The 14,593-nt window shown below is 57.9% G+C and carries 18 protein-coding genes; 10 read left to right on the top strand and 8 right to left on the bottom strand.

From position 1 onward, the window contains the following. Nucleotides 1–6 precede the first annotated feature (6 nt). The 5 genes from QLQ86_RS10270 to QLQ86_RS10250 all read left to right on the top strand — a co-directional run bounded on the left by QLQ86_RS10270 (nt 7) and on the right by QLQ86_RS10250 (nt 4,062). Nucleotides 7–705: an XRE family transcriptional regulator gene (locus QLQ86_RS10270; protein ID WP_282816847.1), complete on the top strand. Its 699-nt coding sequence runs from the start codon at nt 7–9 to the stop codon at nt 703–705. Nucleotides 706–772: 67 nt separating this feature from the next. Further along, complete coding sequence (locus QLQ86_RS10265; RefSeq protein ID WP_282816846.1) at nt 773–1,927, top strand: nucleoid-associated protein; 1,155 nt, start codon at nt 773–775, stop codon at nt 1,925–1,927. Beyond that, a complete protein-coding gene (locus tag QLQ86_RS10260; protein ID WP_282816845.1) occupies nt 1,911–3,203 on the top strand; it encodes a hypothetical protein in 1,293 nt (430 codons plus the stop codon). The genes QLQ86_RS10265 and QLQ86_RS10260 overlap by 17 nt, the downstream gene beginning before the upstream one ends. A gap of 25 nt (nt 3,204–3,228) precedes the next feature. Beyond that, nucleotides 3,229–3,837 (top strand): SOS response-associated peptidase, encoded by a 609-nt coding sequence (locus QLQ86_RS10255; protein WP_282816844.1) that lies wholly within the window; start codon nt 3,229–3,231, stop codon nt 3,835–3,837. A gap of 54 nt (nt 3,838–3,891) precedes the next feature. Next, nucleotides 3,892–4,062 carry a hypothetical protein gene (locus tag QLQ86_RS10250; protein WP_282816843.1) on the top strand — a complete coding sequence of 57 codons (171 nt, stop codon included), beginning with the start codon at nt 3,892–3,894 and terminating at the stop codon, nt 4,060–4,062. A 20-nt stretch (nt 4,063–4,082) separates the two neighbouring features. On the opposite strand, the gene QLQ86_RS10245 is transcribed toward QLQ86_RS10250, so the two are convergent. After that, nucleotides 4,083–5,399 (bottom strand): Y-family DNA polymerase, encoded by a 1,317-nt coding sequence (locus QLQ86_RS10245; protein WP_282816842.1) that lies wholly within the window; start codon nt 5,397–5,399, stop codon nt 4,083–4,085. A gap of 8 nt (nt 5,400–5,407) precedes the next feature. Further along, on the bottom strand, nt 5,408–5,848 hold the full coding sequence (locus tag QLQ86_RS10240; RefSeq protein WP_282816841.1) for a LexA family protein: 441 nt from the start codon (nt 5,846–5,848) through the stop codon (nt 5,408–5,410). 155 nt (nt 5,849–6,003) lie between these two features. On the opposite strand from QLQ86_RS10240, the gene QLQ86_RS10235 reads away from it, so the two are divergent. Beyond that, a complete protein-coding gene (locus QLQ86_RS10235; RefSeq protein ID WP_282816840.1) occupies nt 6,004–6,357 on the top strand; it encodes a LexA family protein in 354 nt (117 codons plus the stop codon). Between the two features lie 228 nt (nt 6,358–6,585). Here QLQ86_RS10235 and QLQ86_RS10230 read toward each other — a convergent pair whose 3' ends face one another. Both QLQ86_RS10230 and QLQ86_RS10225 read right to left on the bottom strand, forming a co-directional pair. Then, the gene (locus tag QLQ86_RS10230) at nt 6,586–6,720 is read right to left on the bottom strand and encodes a hypothetical protein (RefSeq protein WP_282816839.1); all 135 of its coding nucleotides are present in this window, start codon (nt 6,718–6,720) and stop codon (nt 6,586–6,588) included. A 161-nt stretch (nt 6,721–6,881) separates the two neighbouring features. Further along, nucleotides 6,882–7,658: a contractile injection system protein, VgrG/Pvc8 family gene (locus tag QLQ86_RS10225; protein ID WP_282816838.1), complete on the bottom strand. Its 777-nt coding sequence runs from the start codon at nt 7,656–7,658 to the stop codon at nt 6,882–6,884. A gap of 234 nt (nt 7,659–7,892) precedes the next feature. Here QLQ86_RS10225 and QLQ86_RS20155 point away from each other — a divergent pair, with 234 nt between their 5' ends. Continuing rightward, nucleotides 7,893–8,087: an antitoxin Xre/MbcA/ParS toxin-binding domain-containing protein gene (locus tag QLQ86_RS20155; protein WP_407650080.1), complete on the top strand. Its 195-nt coding sequence runs from the start codon at nt 7,893–7,895 to the stop codon at nt 8,085–8,087. Between the two features lie 723 nt (nt 8,088–8,810). Beyond that, a complete protein-coding gene (locus QLQ86_RS10220; protein ID WP_282816837.1) occupies nt 8,811–9,089 on the top strand; it encodes a helix-turn-helix transcriptional regulator in 279 nt (92 codons plus the stop codon). A gap of 83 nt (nt 9,090–9,172) precedes the next feature. On the opposite strand, the gene QLQ86_RS10215 is transcribed toward QLQ86_RS10220, so the two are convergent. Continuing rightward, a complete protein-coding gene (locus QLQ86_RS10215) occupies nt 9,173–10,363 on the bottom strand; it encodes a tyrosine-type recombinase/integrase (RefSeq protein ID WP_282816836.1) in 1,191 nt (396 codons plus the stop codon). Nucleotides 10,364–10,925: 562 nt separating this feature from the next. Beyond that, the gene (locus QLQ86_RS10210; protein ID WP_282816835.1) at nt 10,926–11,816 is read right to left on the bottom strand and encodes a DMT family transporter; all 891 of its coding nucleotides are present in this window, start codon (nt 11,814–11,816) and stop codon (nt 10,926–10,928) included. A 220-nt stretch (nt 11,817–12,036) separates the two neighbouring features. Between QLQ86_RS10210 and QLQ86_RS10205 the strand changes: the two genes are divergently transcribed. Both QLQ86_RS10205 and QLQ86_RS10200 read left to right on the top strand, forming a co-directional pair. Next, nucleotides 12,037–13,017 (top strand): LysR substrate-binding domain-containing protein, encoded by a 981-nt coding sequence (locus QLQ86_RS10205; protein ID WP_282816834.1) that lies wholly within the window; start codon nt 12,037–12,039, stop codon nt 13,015–13,017. Nucleotides 13,018–13,058: 41 nt separating this feature from the next. Next, nucleotides 13,059–13,193, top strand: coding sequence for a hypothetical protein (locus QLQ86_RS10200; protein WP_282737054.1), 135 nt, complete (start codon nt 13,059–13,061; stop codon nt 13,191–13,193). A 31-nt stretch (nt 13,194–13,224) separates the two neighbouring features. Here QLQ86_RS10200 and QLQ86_RS10195 read toward each other — a convergent pair whose 3' ends face one another. After that, on the bottom strand, nt 13,225–13,875 hold the full coding sequence (locus tag QLQ86_RS10195) for a hypothetical protein (RefSeq protein ID WP_282816833.1): 651 nt from the start codon (nt 13,873–13,875) through the stop codon (nt 13,225–13,227). A 2-nt stretch (nt 13,876–13,877) separates the two neighbouring features. Beyond that, nucleotides 13,878–14,093: a hypothetical protein gene (locus QLQ86_RS10190; protein WP_282816832.1), complete on the bottom strand. Its 216-nt coding sequence runs from the start codon at nt 14,091–14,093 to the stop codon at nt 13,878–13,880. Nucleotides 14,094–14,593: the final 500 nt, after the last annotated feature.

The following is a 14,593-nucleotide window of genomic DNA, read 5'->3' as shown; positions in this document are numbered from 1 at the left end:
AACCTAATGGTTTCTTTTGGCGAGAGGCTTCGCGGAGAGAGGGAGCGTCTGGGGTTAACGCAGACCCAGATCGGTGACCTGGCGGGGGTGACGAAGAAGACACAGATGCTATACGAGAGCGGCGAGCGCAGCCCAAAAGCTGACTATCTCACCGCGATATCCGGTGTCGGCGCCGATGTCGAGTACGTGCTAACAGGTAACCGTTCGGTCAGGGGATCAATCGGTTCCACTGGAGCCAGCCGTCTCGAGGATGGTGCAATGTTTGGCGACAACATGGCCGGAAGTGATCAGCTTGCGGCTGTGAAGATGTATGACATCGAGGCCGCGGCCGGCGATGGCCGCTCCCTGGAACAGGAGGAGGTCGAGTCCACGCTCTACTTCCCCACCGACCAGCTAGCCGCCCAGGGCCTCGATCCGGCTCAGGTGGTGGGCATCAAGGTGCGCGGCGACTCCATGGACGGCACTCTCGCCGATGGCGACTGGGTGCTGGTGGACCGCAGCCGGTGCGAACCGAAGCCAGAGGGGGTGTTTCTGCTGCTGGTACACGGCGAGCGGCGCATCAAGCGCGTGCAGCGGGTGGCAGGGGGCGCTTGGCTGCTGATCAGCGACAACGAGCATTATCAGCCCGAGATGATCAAGCCCGAGGATATGCGGGACGTGGAGATCCTGGGGCGGTGTGAGATTAGGATAGGGCGGGTTTCATAATCGAGGCGGCAGAAGACCGCTACATATGCCCCTTGGAATGGGGGTATTTCGCAAGGGAGATAGGGAAATGAACAATGTGAAGGAAGAGCAAAGTGATAAGAAGGTTCATGTATCAGCTGTAAGGCCCATCAGGGCAGTCACAGGACTATTAAGAAAGGGTGAAAATCCCAGTTCAGCTCTATTTCAAAGCAAGCTGGGCAAGCCTTGGGACGTTAGCGACAAAATTGCCATTGAGTTTGTCAATGAAATAGAGAGGAGGTTCAGGAGTAAGAATAAGAAGTTTGGGTATTTTTCATCCAAGATGACCTCGATCCCAAGAGAGCTGAAGCGTTATTATGAATCTAATGACAACAGCTCTGATGCGGAATTTATGAGCTTTTCTGATGGCCTGATGACAGGTTTGGCTAGTGCTGCCGACGAAGCTAAAGCATCACCAACAGCTGGCGGGAATGTAGTAATAATGCACTATTCTTCTCATGAGGAAGGTGATCTTGGTAGGCTGTTAGTCATGCTCTTAGAAAAGCGGGGCATGTTTGATTTTGATAGTGATTTACGCCCTGAGCGCTTGGAGCCTATTGATACGAAAGCTATAAAGCAAGCCGCTCTGATCGATATAAATTTGTTCTCGGTTTGCTACCCTAGCCATGATGGTGAAGCATACTTGCGGTTCATCGAAGGGAGCTCGAGAGCAGACTTTTTTAAAACTTCATTTGGGTGTAGTGAAAGTGTAGATAACAAGAGAAGCGTTGAGGAGCTTGATCGAGCTCTCGGAGACTTTATCGAGGCAAAGAGGATTGGTCTTGATTTGGCTGAAGAGTTGAGGGAAGGTGTTAAAGCATTGTTGCTTCAGCACTCGAAACCAAGTTCAGAGCCGCTTAGTCTTGACAAAATACAGAAGCGGCTGGACCAGATTCTTCCAGAAGAGAGCGAGCATAAAGGTTTGTTCTCAGGTTTTGTGAATGATAATGAATACCAAGTCAATGACTGGTTTTCTCCAACCAATTATAGTGCAAAAAAAGTTGGAAAAATTCTTCTGGAAGATGAGAATAAAAGCTATGATGTAGAGGTTAGCGAGAATTCTATTGGCGAGATGGACTCCACTAAGCCAGTTAAGGTTTCTGAGGATGGGAACTACCTTTGCTTTCCTATTTCAGGTGAAAAACGCAGAGAAGTGTTCCGTGTTACTGGCCGCTCAATGAGTGACGATGATGGAACAGCATAGCTTTGAGCCTTTAATACAGCTGCTCTCCTCTTTGCCTGGTAAGGTCTCTATCAGCTCTGGCCGATTCGTAACATTGCCTAGTGAGATTGGTCGGGAAGAATTGGATCGCGTCCTTTCTTTAGCGGGATATCATGACTCAGTACATGTAAGTGATGATGAGCTTGTATTTTCCCTTGCTTCTGGGAAATGGGATAATTTACCCCCCATCTATCAAGATGAGGAAGTGTTCTGGAAGAGGCACGAGTCAACCAATCAATTGCCTGATGAATATTTTATAGTTTCAATTGGGGCTTCTAGTGCAGATAAGGAACAGCACAAATTTATTTGTTCAGTGGACCTCGTAATTAAGGCAAGAGCCTTGATTAAGGAGATTGCTGACCACTTTGTTTCTTCGGATAATAAAGCTCTTTTCTTCGTAAGTCATGAGGGGCGAGGGGTAAAGAAAAGTATATCCATAATCCTCAGTTCTGAAGAGGTTTCTAGTCTCAATCCCGATGAAGCTGCTATGGGTGGTATAAATGAGCTATCTAGGTTAATGCTCATGGATGATGTTCATCAGCCTGAAAGAAACGAGGTTCTTAGGAGAGCTATAACCCTAGTGCTCGATGAGCCACATAAAGATTTTTCCGACTTTTTGTGGGTTTTGCAGAACATTTCTAGGCTCCATGAGAAATATAAAGAACAGTACGAGATATATTTCCATAATTTTTCTGTGAGCAAACTTCTTAATGAGATTGATCAAAAAAGTTTGGAATTTAACTCTAAGCTAATGGATTTTGTCTCAAATAGTCAGAATAAAGCGCTAACTATTCCCGGCGCAATTGTTGCCATAGGAGCGTTAATACGCACTGGTGGAGGCTGGGGGATATTTTTAATTATGGCTGGGGTTTTTGTGGTGGGTAAGGTCGTTATAATGTCTAATAGCATGATGATGCAGACGTTTGATGACTTGAAGTGGCAGATCGATAAATCATTTAAGAAGTATGAGATTATCAGGGAGAGTGACGAAGTTGTTAATATGGCTAGCGAATGTTCGCAAAGGCTTTATGATAAAATTTCGGTTGCCAAGGCGAATTTGAAAAAAGTTAATCTGTTGGCGAGGTTTACTTTTTGGTTTGGTATGATCTATACGTTGCTCGTTTTTTTCGATATTTCGTTATCACCAGATTCGCTGATTGGTGATTTACCCAGCACTTCTCAAGAGGGACGCTTTGCAAGCCTCTTTGAGTGGTTTGGAGAGACAATCATTTATGTGCGGTCGATTTTCTCTCTATAGCACTTTCCCCAAGCTCTCGGAATCCTTGCGCCTGCCACTAAAACCTCGAGAGCTTCAGTCGCGCTATAACGTGGCGCCGGGCACCTATATCACTGCAGTACGTAATCTCCACGATGACGCGCCGCTAGTGATGGACGAGGTGTGGTGGGGCTATCGGCCGCACTGGGCGGGCGAGAAGGCACCAGAGCCGATCAACGCCACCGTCGAGAAGGTGGCCACCTCCAACTACTTCAAGGGGGCTTTCGCCCATCACCGTTGCCTGGTGCCTGCTAACGGGTGGTATGAGTGGCTGCCGGTAGATGGCAAGAAGCAGCCGCACTTCCTTTGCCGTGAGGACCGTGAGCCGATCTGGCTGGCGGGGATCTGGGCGGAGCGGGCCGATGGGAAGCCAGGCTGTGCGATCCTGACCGAGCCAGCACGCGGTGTAGCCAACGAGATCCACCCGCGCATGCCGCTGGCCCTTGATGCCGAGAGCCTGGAGCACTGGCTCGATCCGCAGCTTACCGATCGCGAGACGATCCGCCAGGTGGTACATCACCTGGATGCTGAACTGATCACACACTGGCCGGTGAGCACGCGGGTGAACTGGCCGACAAACGATGAAGCGAGCTTGATTGAACTTTTGAAGCCGTAGGGCACGCATGCACGGTGCTACGCTGCTGACCTACTTCAGAAGGAGCCACCGGCGATGGAACAGCACATACGGAATCTGGAGCAGGAAGTGGCAGTCGTCAAAGAGACCATGGCCACGAAGGAAGCGCTTGCCAAAACTGAGGCCAGCATTATCAAGTGGAATGTCGGCACCATCGTGGCTGTTGCCGCATTGATATTCGCCATCATCCGCCTTGCTGGTGGCTGACCCGTATAAAGCGATTGCTATTAGCGCCCTGGCCACTGGTCAGGTCGCTTGAGTTTGTGGCCTTCGCCTACCTGTAGCACCTCTCCCCACCGCGTGGTAAATCGCGGCGTGCGGTGCGCGCTGCGCAGGTGCCATGCGGCGCCGGCGGTGGGCCGGCCAAGGGTGACGGTACCACGCCCCATTTTCTGATTGAGCTCGTCCAGGGCCGCCATCAATTGGCGGCCTTTGTCGTGTTCGGCCTGCCGTTCGGGTGTATCAAGCAGCGAGAGCTGCTGGCGGTTGGCGTCGATCAGGTCGAGCAGCATCACCCCGGCCTTCATGAAGCGGTACCCACGGCGATAGATCGCCTCAAGACCCTGTTGGGCGGCAGCGAGGATGGAGCGGCTGTCGTCGGTGGGGAAGGGCAGCTCGACCACCACGCTCGGGGAGTATTGGGCGAGATCTGCCCGGTGCCGGTTGGTCTTGAGAAATACGTAAACCGCGCGGGCGTGGCTGTCCTGGGCGCGGAGTTTTTCTGCGCTGCGCTGGGCATGTTGGCGGATGGCGGCCTGTACCTCGCCCAGTTCGCCGGTGAGGCGGCCGAAGGAGCGCGAGGTCATGATGCGGTCGCGTGGCCGGTCGGCATCGTTGAGCTCGATGCAGGGTGTACCCTGGAGCTCGCGCACGGTGCGTTCGAGGGTAACGGAGTAGCGCCGGCGGATAGCCTTGGGGTCAGCTTGGCGGAGATCCCAGGCGGTCTCGATGCCCTGGATGGCCAGCCTCTCGACCAGGCGCCGGCCGACGCCCCATACGTCGCCCAGGGCGGTACGCTGGAGTAGCTCTCGCGTCTCGTCGCCCTCGGAAGTGAGCACACACACACCGTGGTAACCCGGCAGCTTCTTGGCGGCGCGGTTGGCCAGCTTGGCCAGCGTGCGGGTGGGGGCCACGCCCACGCACACGGGGATGCCGGTGAATTGCCGCACCTTGTGGTGCAAGGTGCGGCTCAGGGCGAGCGTGGTGGCGTGGTCGAAGCCATCGAAGCGCACGAACATCTCATCGATGGAGTAGGGCTCGACGCCGGCAGAGAACTCCTCGAGGACCTCGCGCACTCTGGCAGACATGTCGCCGTAGAGCTCGTAGTTGGAGGAGAGCAGGCGGATCTGCCCGCGCTGCACCAGGGGCTGCAGCTCGAAGGCGGGGGTGCCCATCTCCACGCCCAGGGCCTTGAGCTCGTTGGAGCGGGCGATCACGCAGCCGTCGTTGTTGGACATCACCCCCACCGGTGCGCCTTCGAGCCGCGGCTGGAAGACCCGCTCGCAGCTCACGTAGAAGTTATTGCAGTCCACCAAGCCAATCATGGCACCGCTCACACCGGGTACTCGTGGATAACCGAGCGCACCACGCCCCACACCTGGCAATCCAGGTTGGTGAGGGGAATGGGGGCGTAGCGTGGGTTGCCGGAGCACAGCAACGGCCTGCCGTGGCGCTTCTCGTAGCGCTTCACGATCACTTCGCCATCGACCAGGGCGACGAGGATGTGCCCTGGGCGTGGATCGATAGAGCGATCGACCACCAGGGTGTCGCCATCCTGGATGCCGAAGCCGTCCATGCTGTCGCCCTTCACGCTCATGAAGAAAGTGGCCGAGGGGCGCTTCACCAGCCGCTCGTTGAGGTCCAGCGTGCGGCCGACGTAGTCCTCGGCTGGCGAAGGGAAGCCGGAAATACCGGCACGGATGGTGGTGAGGGGGAACGGAAGCGGCCGCAGCGGCGGGGCTGGCAGCGGGTAGTGGATCTCGGGGTCGCGCATCGGAAGGTCTCTTGTCAAATACTGTCTATATGTACAGTATTCGGCAGGAGCGCTCTGTAAGGCAAACGCTAATGCAAGGCGGGAGCGTGGCGATCAGCGGCCAGAGCCTGGCATGGCGGGGCTGAGCGATGAGAGAGCAACAAGGCAGGGACGACATGCGTGTGAACTACCTCGGCCCGCTGTGTGCGGGCATTTCGCACCCCGCGCTGGAGGGCTATGACCTGAAGCGCTTCAAACCTTCGTGCTACCTGGTGGAGGTCAGCGAGGAGGCCGGTGTGGTTGGTCCACTGATGGAGGGCGACCTGCTGGTGGTGGACGAGCAGAAACCCGCACAGCACGCCGACCTGGTGATCGTGGAGGTGGAAGGGGAGCAGCGGCTCTTCAAGAGCCACCGCATCGGCGGGCAGATCCGCTTGATCCCCCCGACGGATAGCAGCGGCTCGTTCACGGCCCGCCAGAGCGACGTGCGTGGCGTGGTGGTGAGCCAGGCGAGGCGGTATGCATGGTGATGTAGGCAAAAACGGACATCGCGTGTTGTTGATGGCGTAGTGTGCGATAGGCCGGCGACGTCCATGCTGCAGCTATGACGCCAAGTGGTCGCGGCCTGTGGCCAGGTCGCCAAGGATAGATGCGAATGCGTCATGCGGTGATGAAGCGGCCCCTGCCAGGGATGGCGGGGGCTTCATCTGGTAGATAGCAGCCTGTTCATCACTGCCTGCCTGTCGAGGTTGCCTTCCTTACTTGCCCTTTTTTCCTTTGCCAGCCCCACCTTTCTTGCTAACGGTCTGTTTATAGGTGGTTTTTGGGCTTTTCTTTACGGTTGTATCCTTGACGAACTTACCTGTCACTGCGCTTTTGTTGACGGTAGCCATTTGGGAGGTCTCCATTCGAGCACAATATGTAGTATCGACAAGGTGTCGATGTATCCATATATAGTGTCAAAGACAGTCAAAGACAAGCATGATTTGTGCGGAAGCCGCCTTAACCTCGGATTTCCAATTCGATATGGGTGGCATACGTGGTGTTGTTGAGGTCATGGGTGACCTCGGTGGCCAGCCACGCCACGGCGTCGATGGTGGCTTTGAAGCCGGCGAGGCGCACAGGCGTCTCGGGGTAGAGGTCGGGGGCCTTCGGCCAGCGTCAACGAGCACTCGGCGCCGGCGCGCTGGATCCGCTGCCACTCGCTGCGCGCGGCGTTGGCGGCATCATCCCGGCTGGCGTAGGTGTGGCGCAGGCGCTTGAGGTTTTCGTCACTGCCGGCGATGACCTCGCGGCGCTCGGCGGCGTCCGGGTCGTGCCAGTAGGCGAGCACGCCGGTGAAGGCGTCGCGGTCGGCCTCCACGTAGCGGTGGCCGTCGCCGTGGTGGCGGCGCAGGGTGACCGGGGCGATGGCCCGGCCGCTGGTGGTGCTGGCCTGGCCGGCGGCCATGAACAGCAACCTCCCGGCCTTGATGGTGGCGATGGCGTCATATTGCTCGGCCAGGCGGGTGAGGAAGTGCAGGTCGCTCTCGTCGGTCTGGTCGGCGTGCTCCACATAGATGCCCGGCAGGGTGTTGCCGACCGCTGGGGTGAGGTCGTGGCGGCGGGCAATGGTGGTGACGATGTCGCCGAGGCTGAGCTTGTGCCAGCCCTGGGAGCGCTTGCCGGGTAGCTGGCGGCGCATGTCGGCGCTGCACGCGCGGATGACGACGACATCTGGGGCGCCGGAGTGCTCGACCTCGTCAACGATGAAGGTGCCGCGCTCGACCAGGCCGACGTCCTGCCAGCCCAGGGCGAGCGGACCGGTGGCCTGCTGAAGCGGCCCTGGCACTCGTGGCGCCAGCTGAATGTCAAATGGGCTTTTTGGCAAAGCTACTTGAGGGCGACTTTGAGCTTCAATGTTCTCTTGGTCACGACTGACGGGCAGAGCACTCTGGCGAAGCTGGCGGTCACTGAGTAGGCTGGGTCAATCACTCAACTTCTTTACGCTGCCGCTGGGTGAGGCTGGGCTCAATAGCTCGGTGCCCCTTTTTTGGGTGACGAGGAGGCTAGGGTTGAAGGCACCATGATCAATGCTCAAGACCGGATCACCTTACTTGTCGAAGAAATTTTCGGTAGTCGGGAGAAGGCCACTAGGTGGTTACGCAAACCGCGTGGGATGCTGGGTGGTGTCAGCGCCCTTGAGGCTAGCGCAACGCCGCAGGGCTACGCTGCTGCGGAGGAACTGCTGGAACAGCTACATCATGGGTTCGCGTCGTGACTGATGTAAGCCCAGAAACCCCATGGCCGCCGGCGGCCTACCTATGCACCACCAAGGGTCCTCGCTAATTGGCTGACAAGGCCAGGGTTGGATACCGCGGGGCATAATCCAAGTGACTGGTAACCTCCTGCGAAAAAATGGGCCACTTCCATCTAGTGTTGGTGTCTTTATTAAGTTTTACTGAAAAATGCTGCTGGGCTGAAAGCCCGAAAAGCAGGCCTCGACACTCGTTAGTTTAGACGTCAACTTTCCTTGAAGTGTTTTATCATGTCGTCATGTTTTGCAGTGAGTGATCAGAAGTTTTTGTGTTTTCTTTTGGGGTATTCTGTGCATGATGGAAAAGTATTCGTTCGCCATGAGGTTGTTTAGGCTCTTTCTCCTACAGTTTTGGGGCCGCTCGAAGTTTAGCGAATTTCTCAATGAAACTATTTTTCCTTGGTTTGATTCCAGTTCTACCTGTTGCCGCACGAAAAATCCGTAGTACTGGTGCTTTTTTTAGGTGGTTGGAGCTTGAGTTAATTCGCCGTATGCAATCAATTATATCCGCCTGAAAGATATTATGGGGTGGGTAAAAACTCAGGATGTTCATAGTTCTACCGTAGGTGCTGGTCCTCACCGAAACGGAAGGTGCGTTCCTTTAGTATTGGCCTCCTGTTGAGTTACAGTCGAGGAACCAGCGAGGGCTTGGACTGATAGCGAAACCGCGGGTAAAAGAGGTAATTGATGACCGATCATACGATCGAGAAACACAGGCTTGCCGCGCCAGCTCTTTCGGGCGCGACAAAACCTCAAACTGTAGGACCTGGCACAATGCTCAGGGTTCGGGACGTTGTCGCCAAGATAGGTCTATCAAGATCAACGATCTACAACAAGCTCGACCCAAAATCGAAAGCCTATGATCCCTTGTTTCCCAAGCCAGTTAAACTGAGCACACGGTCAGTTGGTTGGCTGCAGTCTGAAGTCGATGAGTGGTTGGCGCGTCAGGCCAATCTTCGTCGTTGAGGTCGGCAGTGCTGTTTGAATTTTGATCAGCGCCGGTTAATGAGGTTGGGTGAGGGTATATTAGTGATGCCTCAGTCAGCAGTTTAAGCTAGGGAATCTGCCCACTCCTGCATCATCGCACGCCGTTTCTCGAACAGATCACCTCGGCGGTAAGCTGCCTCCACCTTGTTCTCGATGGTGTGCGCAAGCGCCATTTCGGCCACATCACGGGGGTAGCTGGTGACCTCGCCTGTCCAGTCACGAAAGCTCGAGCGAAAACCGTGGGGCACGTAGTCACCACGCTCGCCATCCGGGCCATAGCCCATTCCGCGCATCAACTGCAGCATGGCCATATTGGAGAGGGGACGACCCTGGCGAGCTCCGGGGAAGACATACGGATTGCCATTCACCCTTGGCAGCTGGGTCAGCAGCTCCATCGCCTGCCGAGACAGCGGCACCCGATGCTCACGACGTGCCTTCATCCGGTCGGCTGGGATCGTCCAAGTCTCATTCTCGAGGTCGATCTCGGGCCACTCCGAACGAAGCACTTCTGAGGTTCGTGTCGCTGTCAGTATCAGAAACTGCAACGCCTTGGCGGAGATGCTCGTGTAGCCCCGGAGTTCAGCCATGAAGGTTGGAACCACGTCATATGGCATGGCGGGGTGGTGGGTCACCTTTTTGACGCGGGATGGCTTAGCCAAAAGTTTGTCGAGGTGGCCTCGCCAGCGAGCAGGGTTCACAGGATCCCGGTAGTTATGCGCCGCCGCGTAGTCGAGGACGTTCTCGATCCTCCCCTGCACACGCTTGGCCGTCTCAGTCTTGTTGTTCCAGATTGGCGACAGGATCTTCAGGACGTCCTGGGTGGAGACCTCGTCGACTGGCATGGAGCCGATCACGGGTCGGGCATAGGCCTTCAGAGTGCTGACCCACTGCCGCGCGTGCTTGGCGTTCCGCCAGCTGCGACGGTGAGATTTAATGTAGCGAGCGGCACAACTGGTAAAGGTGGGTGTCGTCTCGTCTGCTTGTGCGTCCTCTACCTTCGCCTCAAGAGGGTCAAGACCCTCCTTGACCAGGCTGCGGTTTTTCCCGGCACGAGCACGCGCCTCAGCAAGGCTGACGTCCGAATAGCTACCAAGGCCCATGTCGCGAAGCTTGCCATTTCGCCGGAACCGATAGATCCAGCTTGCTCCCCCTTTCTTGCCGATCTTGAGATACAGGCCCTCGCCATCGTTGGTCAATCCGGGCTTGCCCTCCCTGACCAGCTTCTGCACCCCGCGTGTGGTGAGCTTGCCCATGGCCATCTCCTAAGTATTCGAGGGATCAGCGTACCATACCTTAGCCCATACTCCAGCCCATACTTTGTCGCCGCAATTAGCGATACGTCTTTGGATGTCATTGGACAATAAATTAAAAAAACATATATAAAACAATGAATAACTGGATCATTTTGGACTTTGCTGTTTTCCAGGTCAGCGGACTCCCCCTCCGCCACGAATATCGAAAGAGCCGCTGAGACATCAGCGGCTCTTTCTTTTTCAGGGTGCGCCAAGGTCATGCGCATGACTTTCTGCCTGATTCTGGTCCGCCTCGCGGTCGCCTGGCCGGAACCGGGTCCTACCGGGGGGCCGTCGCATCCAGGACATGTTGGTAGCCTGGAATGAAAGGCGGCTTCTGTCCCCATCGAGCGCAGGCCTTCGCGAAGCATCACGTCGGTCAAGGCCGGTCAGAAGGGTGCGTCGCATGATCAATCGGCCGTCTCGAGACATGAGGGATCCTGTGCCGTGACGCTATGCCGCAACCCTCGGAATACATTGCCCCACCCAGGTCAGGAACCGTCGGTTGCAAGTCCTGGACAGGTCATGCCGCTCTGGGGCTGCGCGCGGGAATGACCTCAAGCAGGCCCGCGAAGAGCACGATGACACCTCCCGCGATCTCGAAGCCTGTCAGTGACTCATCGGCGAGGAGGGCTGCGGAGAGCGCCCCCACCAGCACCTCCGTCATCAGCAGGATGCTGACGCGTGCCGGCTCAAGCCGGACCGTCGCCCACATCAATGCCACAAGGGTCAAGCCCCACCAGAGGCCACCCGTCAGCAGTGCCAGCCCCGTGATCGTGAAAGCCTGACTCGAGACAAGGCTGGGCACCGGCTCAAGTGTCGGGGCGAGAACCAGCGCCGTCACTGCCGCGCCGAGGGCGAAGATGAAGGCGGCGGGCAGGGCCGTAATGGTGGATCGGGCGCGGATGCCGGTGGTGGAGAAAGACCAGAGGATACCGCCCATCAATGACATCCACTCACCTGCTCCCTGAGGCAGCGGTAGATTGCCGTCGGCCCCCAGCATGATGGCCAGTCCTGCCAGGCCCAAGACAATGGCGACAATGCGCAGGCGGGGCGTCGGCCAACCCATCAGGAAGCGGCCGATCAGCGTGCTCCACACCGGGCTGAGAAACCACAGCAGGATGATGATCGCGACTCGTCCATAGAGGAAGCCGATCGAGTAGAGCGCGAAAGCGGCACCGCCCAAGGCGACCGAGAGCAGGGCGATCGGTCGGGTTCGGGCCAGTTGGCGGCGATGTCGAACGGCAAAGGGCAGAAGAAGTACCACCGTGCCCGCGGTGATGGCGGCTGTCCCCCAGGCGCCCGCCAGGCCCATCTCTCCCAGGGCGCGAACCGGTAGCCAGTAGAACCCCCATAGCACCCCCGTGGCGAGAACGATGGCGGAGGCGAGAAGCGTGTGCTGATCGGGTTGCATGAGACATGGCCTTGCTATTGCGTGAGGGCGGGGGCGAGTTGCTTCGCGCTAGCCGAACCATGGCGAGTCAGTGTGTTCCTGCGCGGAAGCCGTTATCGCCGAAACGGCCATAACGTAACTTTTCTTACCTTTGATGCGAGCGATGTCAGCTATTTTCCTTAATAAAGGGCATCATGCAATGTATTTGATCTATACATAGAGGTTAGATAAAGTTTCTTTTATGAAACGCCCTCTGCCTTCTCTCAATGCGCTTCGCGCCTTCGAGACTACTGCTCGCCATTCGAGCTTCGTGCCTGCTGCCGACGAGCTCCATGTCACGCCGGCGGCGGTGAAGCAACTGGTGCGCAAGCTGGAAGAGCACCTGGGCATAGCACTCGTCGAACGCAGTGGGCGCGGCCTGAAGGTGACGCCGGCCGGCCGTGTTGGCCTGGAATCACTGACGGCAGGCTTCCTGCAGATCGAACGGGCGGTTGGCCAGATGAGGGACTACCGTAACCCTCAACGCCTGGTCGTCTCCGCCGAACCTTCCTTCGCCACTGCCTGGCTGGTACCCCGGCTCGAGCGGTTCCGCGCCATGCATCCCGACATCGATGTGCTGATCGATTCCTCACTTCGCCTTGCGGATCTTGAAAGGGGCGCGGCGGACGTGGCGATTCGTTTCGGCGTCGCTCCGGAGAAGGGGGATGTGGCCTACCGGCTGTTCGACGAGAAGCTCTGTGCCTTCTGCAGTCCATCGCTGACCTCGCGCCATGAGGGATTGCGCCAGTTGGACGACCTCTCTCGCGCCACCCTGATTCACTGGGATACCTCAGCCCTGACCTGGGCCACGGCAACTCGGGCGTGGGTGGGGTGGGAGCCCTGGCTCGAGACGCTGGGAGCCGGACACATAGATGCTCGACGAGGGGTCAGCTTCAGCGACTACAACCTGGCCGTCCAGGCGGCTATTGCGGGACAAGGGGTCGTCCTTGGTAGCCTGCCGATACTGAGCGATCTGGTCGCGGCAGGGCTTCTGGTGCGTGCATTTCCGGACATCGTGGAGACGAGCATCGGTTACGATATCGTTGCGACCCGTGACGCCATCGGTACCCAGCAGGTTCAGAGTTTCATCGCCTGGACCAAGGCGGAAGCGGCAGCGGCAGGGCACGTGCAGCAGCCTCCCGCTGAATCGTCCCAGAGGGGCAGGACACGCCGGGTCCTGTAGGCCTGTAGGGAAGGTGAGGGAAGGCACCTCCTGAACCTGACGTGGCGTTCGCCACCGGGGATCTGCCGATCCGAAACATCATCCGGGCGGCGATCCGGCGCAACGTGATCGGCCTGCCGGCGATCATCGTCGCGCTCTGCCCTATTGTGCCGCTGGTGTTCGACGTCGCCTTCTGAACGCACTATCCGCCCCTGGGAGTGAGCGGTCCTATTCGTCGTCCTCCACGAATCGGTCCGGCAGGTTCTCGTCGCTGCCCGCCAGCCCGAAGGTGGCGCGTGGCGGATCGAAGCCCTCCTGTTCGCCGATCACCTCACCCGCCGTGGAAATGACGATGCTGCGCTTCTCCGCGTAGCAGTAATGATAGCGCTTGATCTCACCCCAGGTGACCAACTTGCCGCCGCTCTCCTGCATGTGGTCGCGGACCTTCTGGCAGGCGGCCGCCAGCCGTGCCTCCCATGGCAGTCGCCAGAAGCCGAGCGGGAACCTCAGCCGGCGGAAGTGCTCGGTGAAGGCCATGGCGAAGATCGGCGTGCCGGGGCCACGCACATAGTCGGTTTCGGCGAACAACCAGTGGCGAAAGGCCGCGCGGTCCTCGGCGAGTCGCTTCTCCAGGGTCTCGATGGCGGGCCCGGCGTTGGCCTCGTCGAGCCCGGCACAGCGGCACAGTGCCTCGAGAAAGCCGCGCTCGCCGTAGCGGGCATCGCGGTGCGTCTTCTCGAGGCCGAGATAGGGACTCTTCCGGATGGCGTGCAGATGCCCCAGGGCCGTCTCGTCGGCCGTCGTGTAGCCCATGCCACGCAGCACATCGGCGTCCGACAGGTGCTGGGTCCTGAGCAGCAGTTCCTGTTGCAGGTTCATGGTCATGGCCTCCCCGAGAGCGTGTGGGACGCGCAGTCGGCAGGGCGAGGGCCCCGGGATGCGCGCTGCGCCCCGAGAATGGCGGCATTGGTCAGCTCCGGTCGCACGATCTCGTCCTGGGCGAGGAGGGCGGCCAGGGTATCGCGACGCGACACCGATAAGGCGGCGACGTCGTCAACGGCGGTTGGGTCGTGCGAGGCGGTGGTGCGGTGCGTCATGATCGTCTCCATTTCCCCTGGTGTGCCTTGGAAAGCGTGGTTCGGCAAGCGCCGACCCAGGGGAGTGGAGTCGCACGCCGCTTTAGCTGCATTTCTATCCCGCCCGCAAGTTGGTGCTTAAATCGGCGGTGGCCCGAAGGCCCATCAACAAAAAAACCCGCTTTGCATGTGCTAAAGCGGGCCTCTGGCGTCGCTTTAGCGGCATTTGTAGAGCGCCCGCAAGCTGAGATTCAAATCGGCGCTAAGAACTAAGTTGCCAGCGAGAATGAGCCGTGTCAATAGCGCTGTCCTGATGATCTACACCGTATGTGGTTCGCTGACCTTCCCACTCGTTTTGGGTTTTGGGCCGCCTTCCATTAGACCAGTTGGATAGGCCTGGCCGACCAGAAGCCGCATACGGAGGTTGAGCCAACAGGCTTGGCAACTGGTGCCCGAGGGAAACATCCACTGCAGATCTTGACGTTCTGAATCTTAGGCCCCCTTAGGTATTGCCCCCAACA

Source organism: Halomonas rhizosphaerae (assembly GCF_030012485.1).
GTDB classification, from domain to species: domain Bacteria; phylum Pseudomonadota; class Gammaproteobacteria; order Pseudomonadales; family Halomonadaceae; genus Halomonas; species Halomonas rhizosphaerae.
This window is presented reverse-complemented; position numbering and strand designations above follow the sequence as displayed.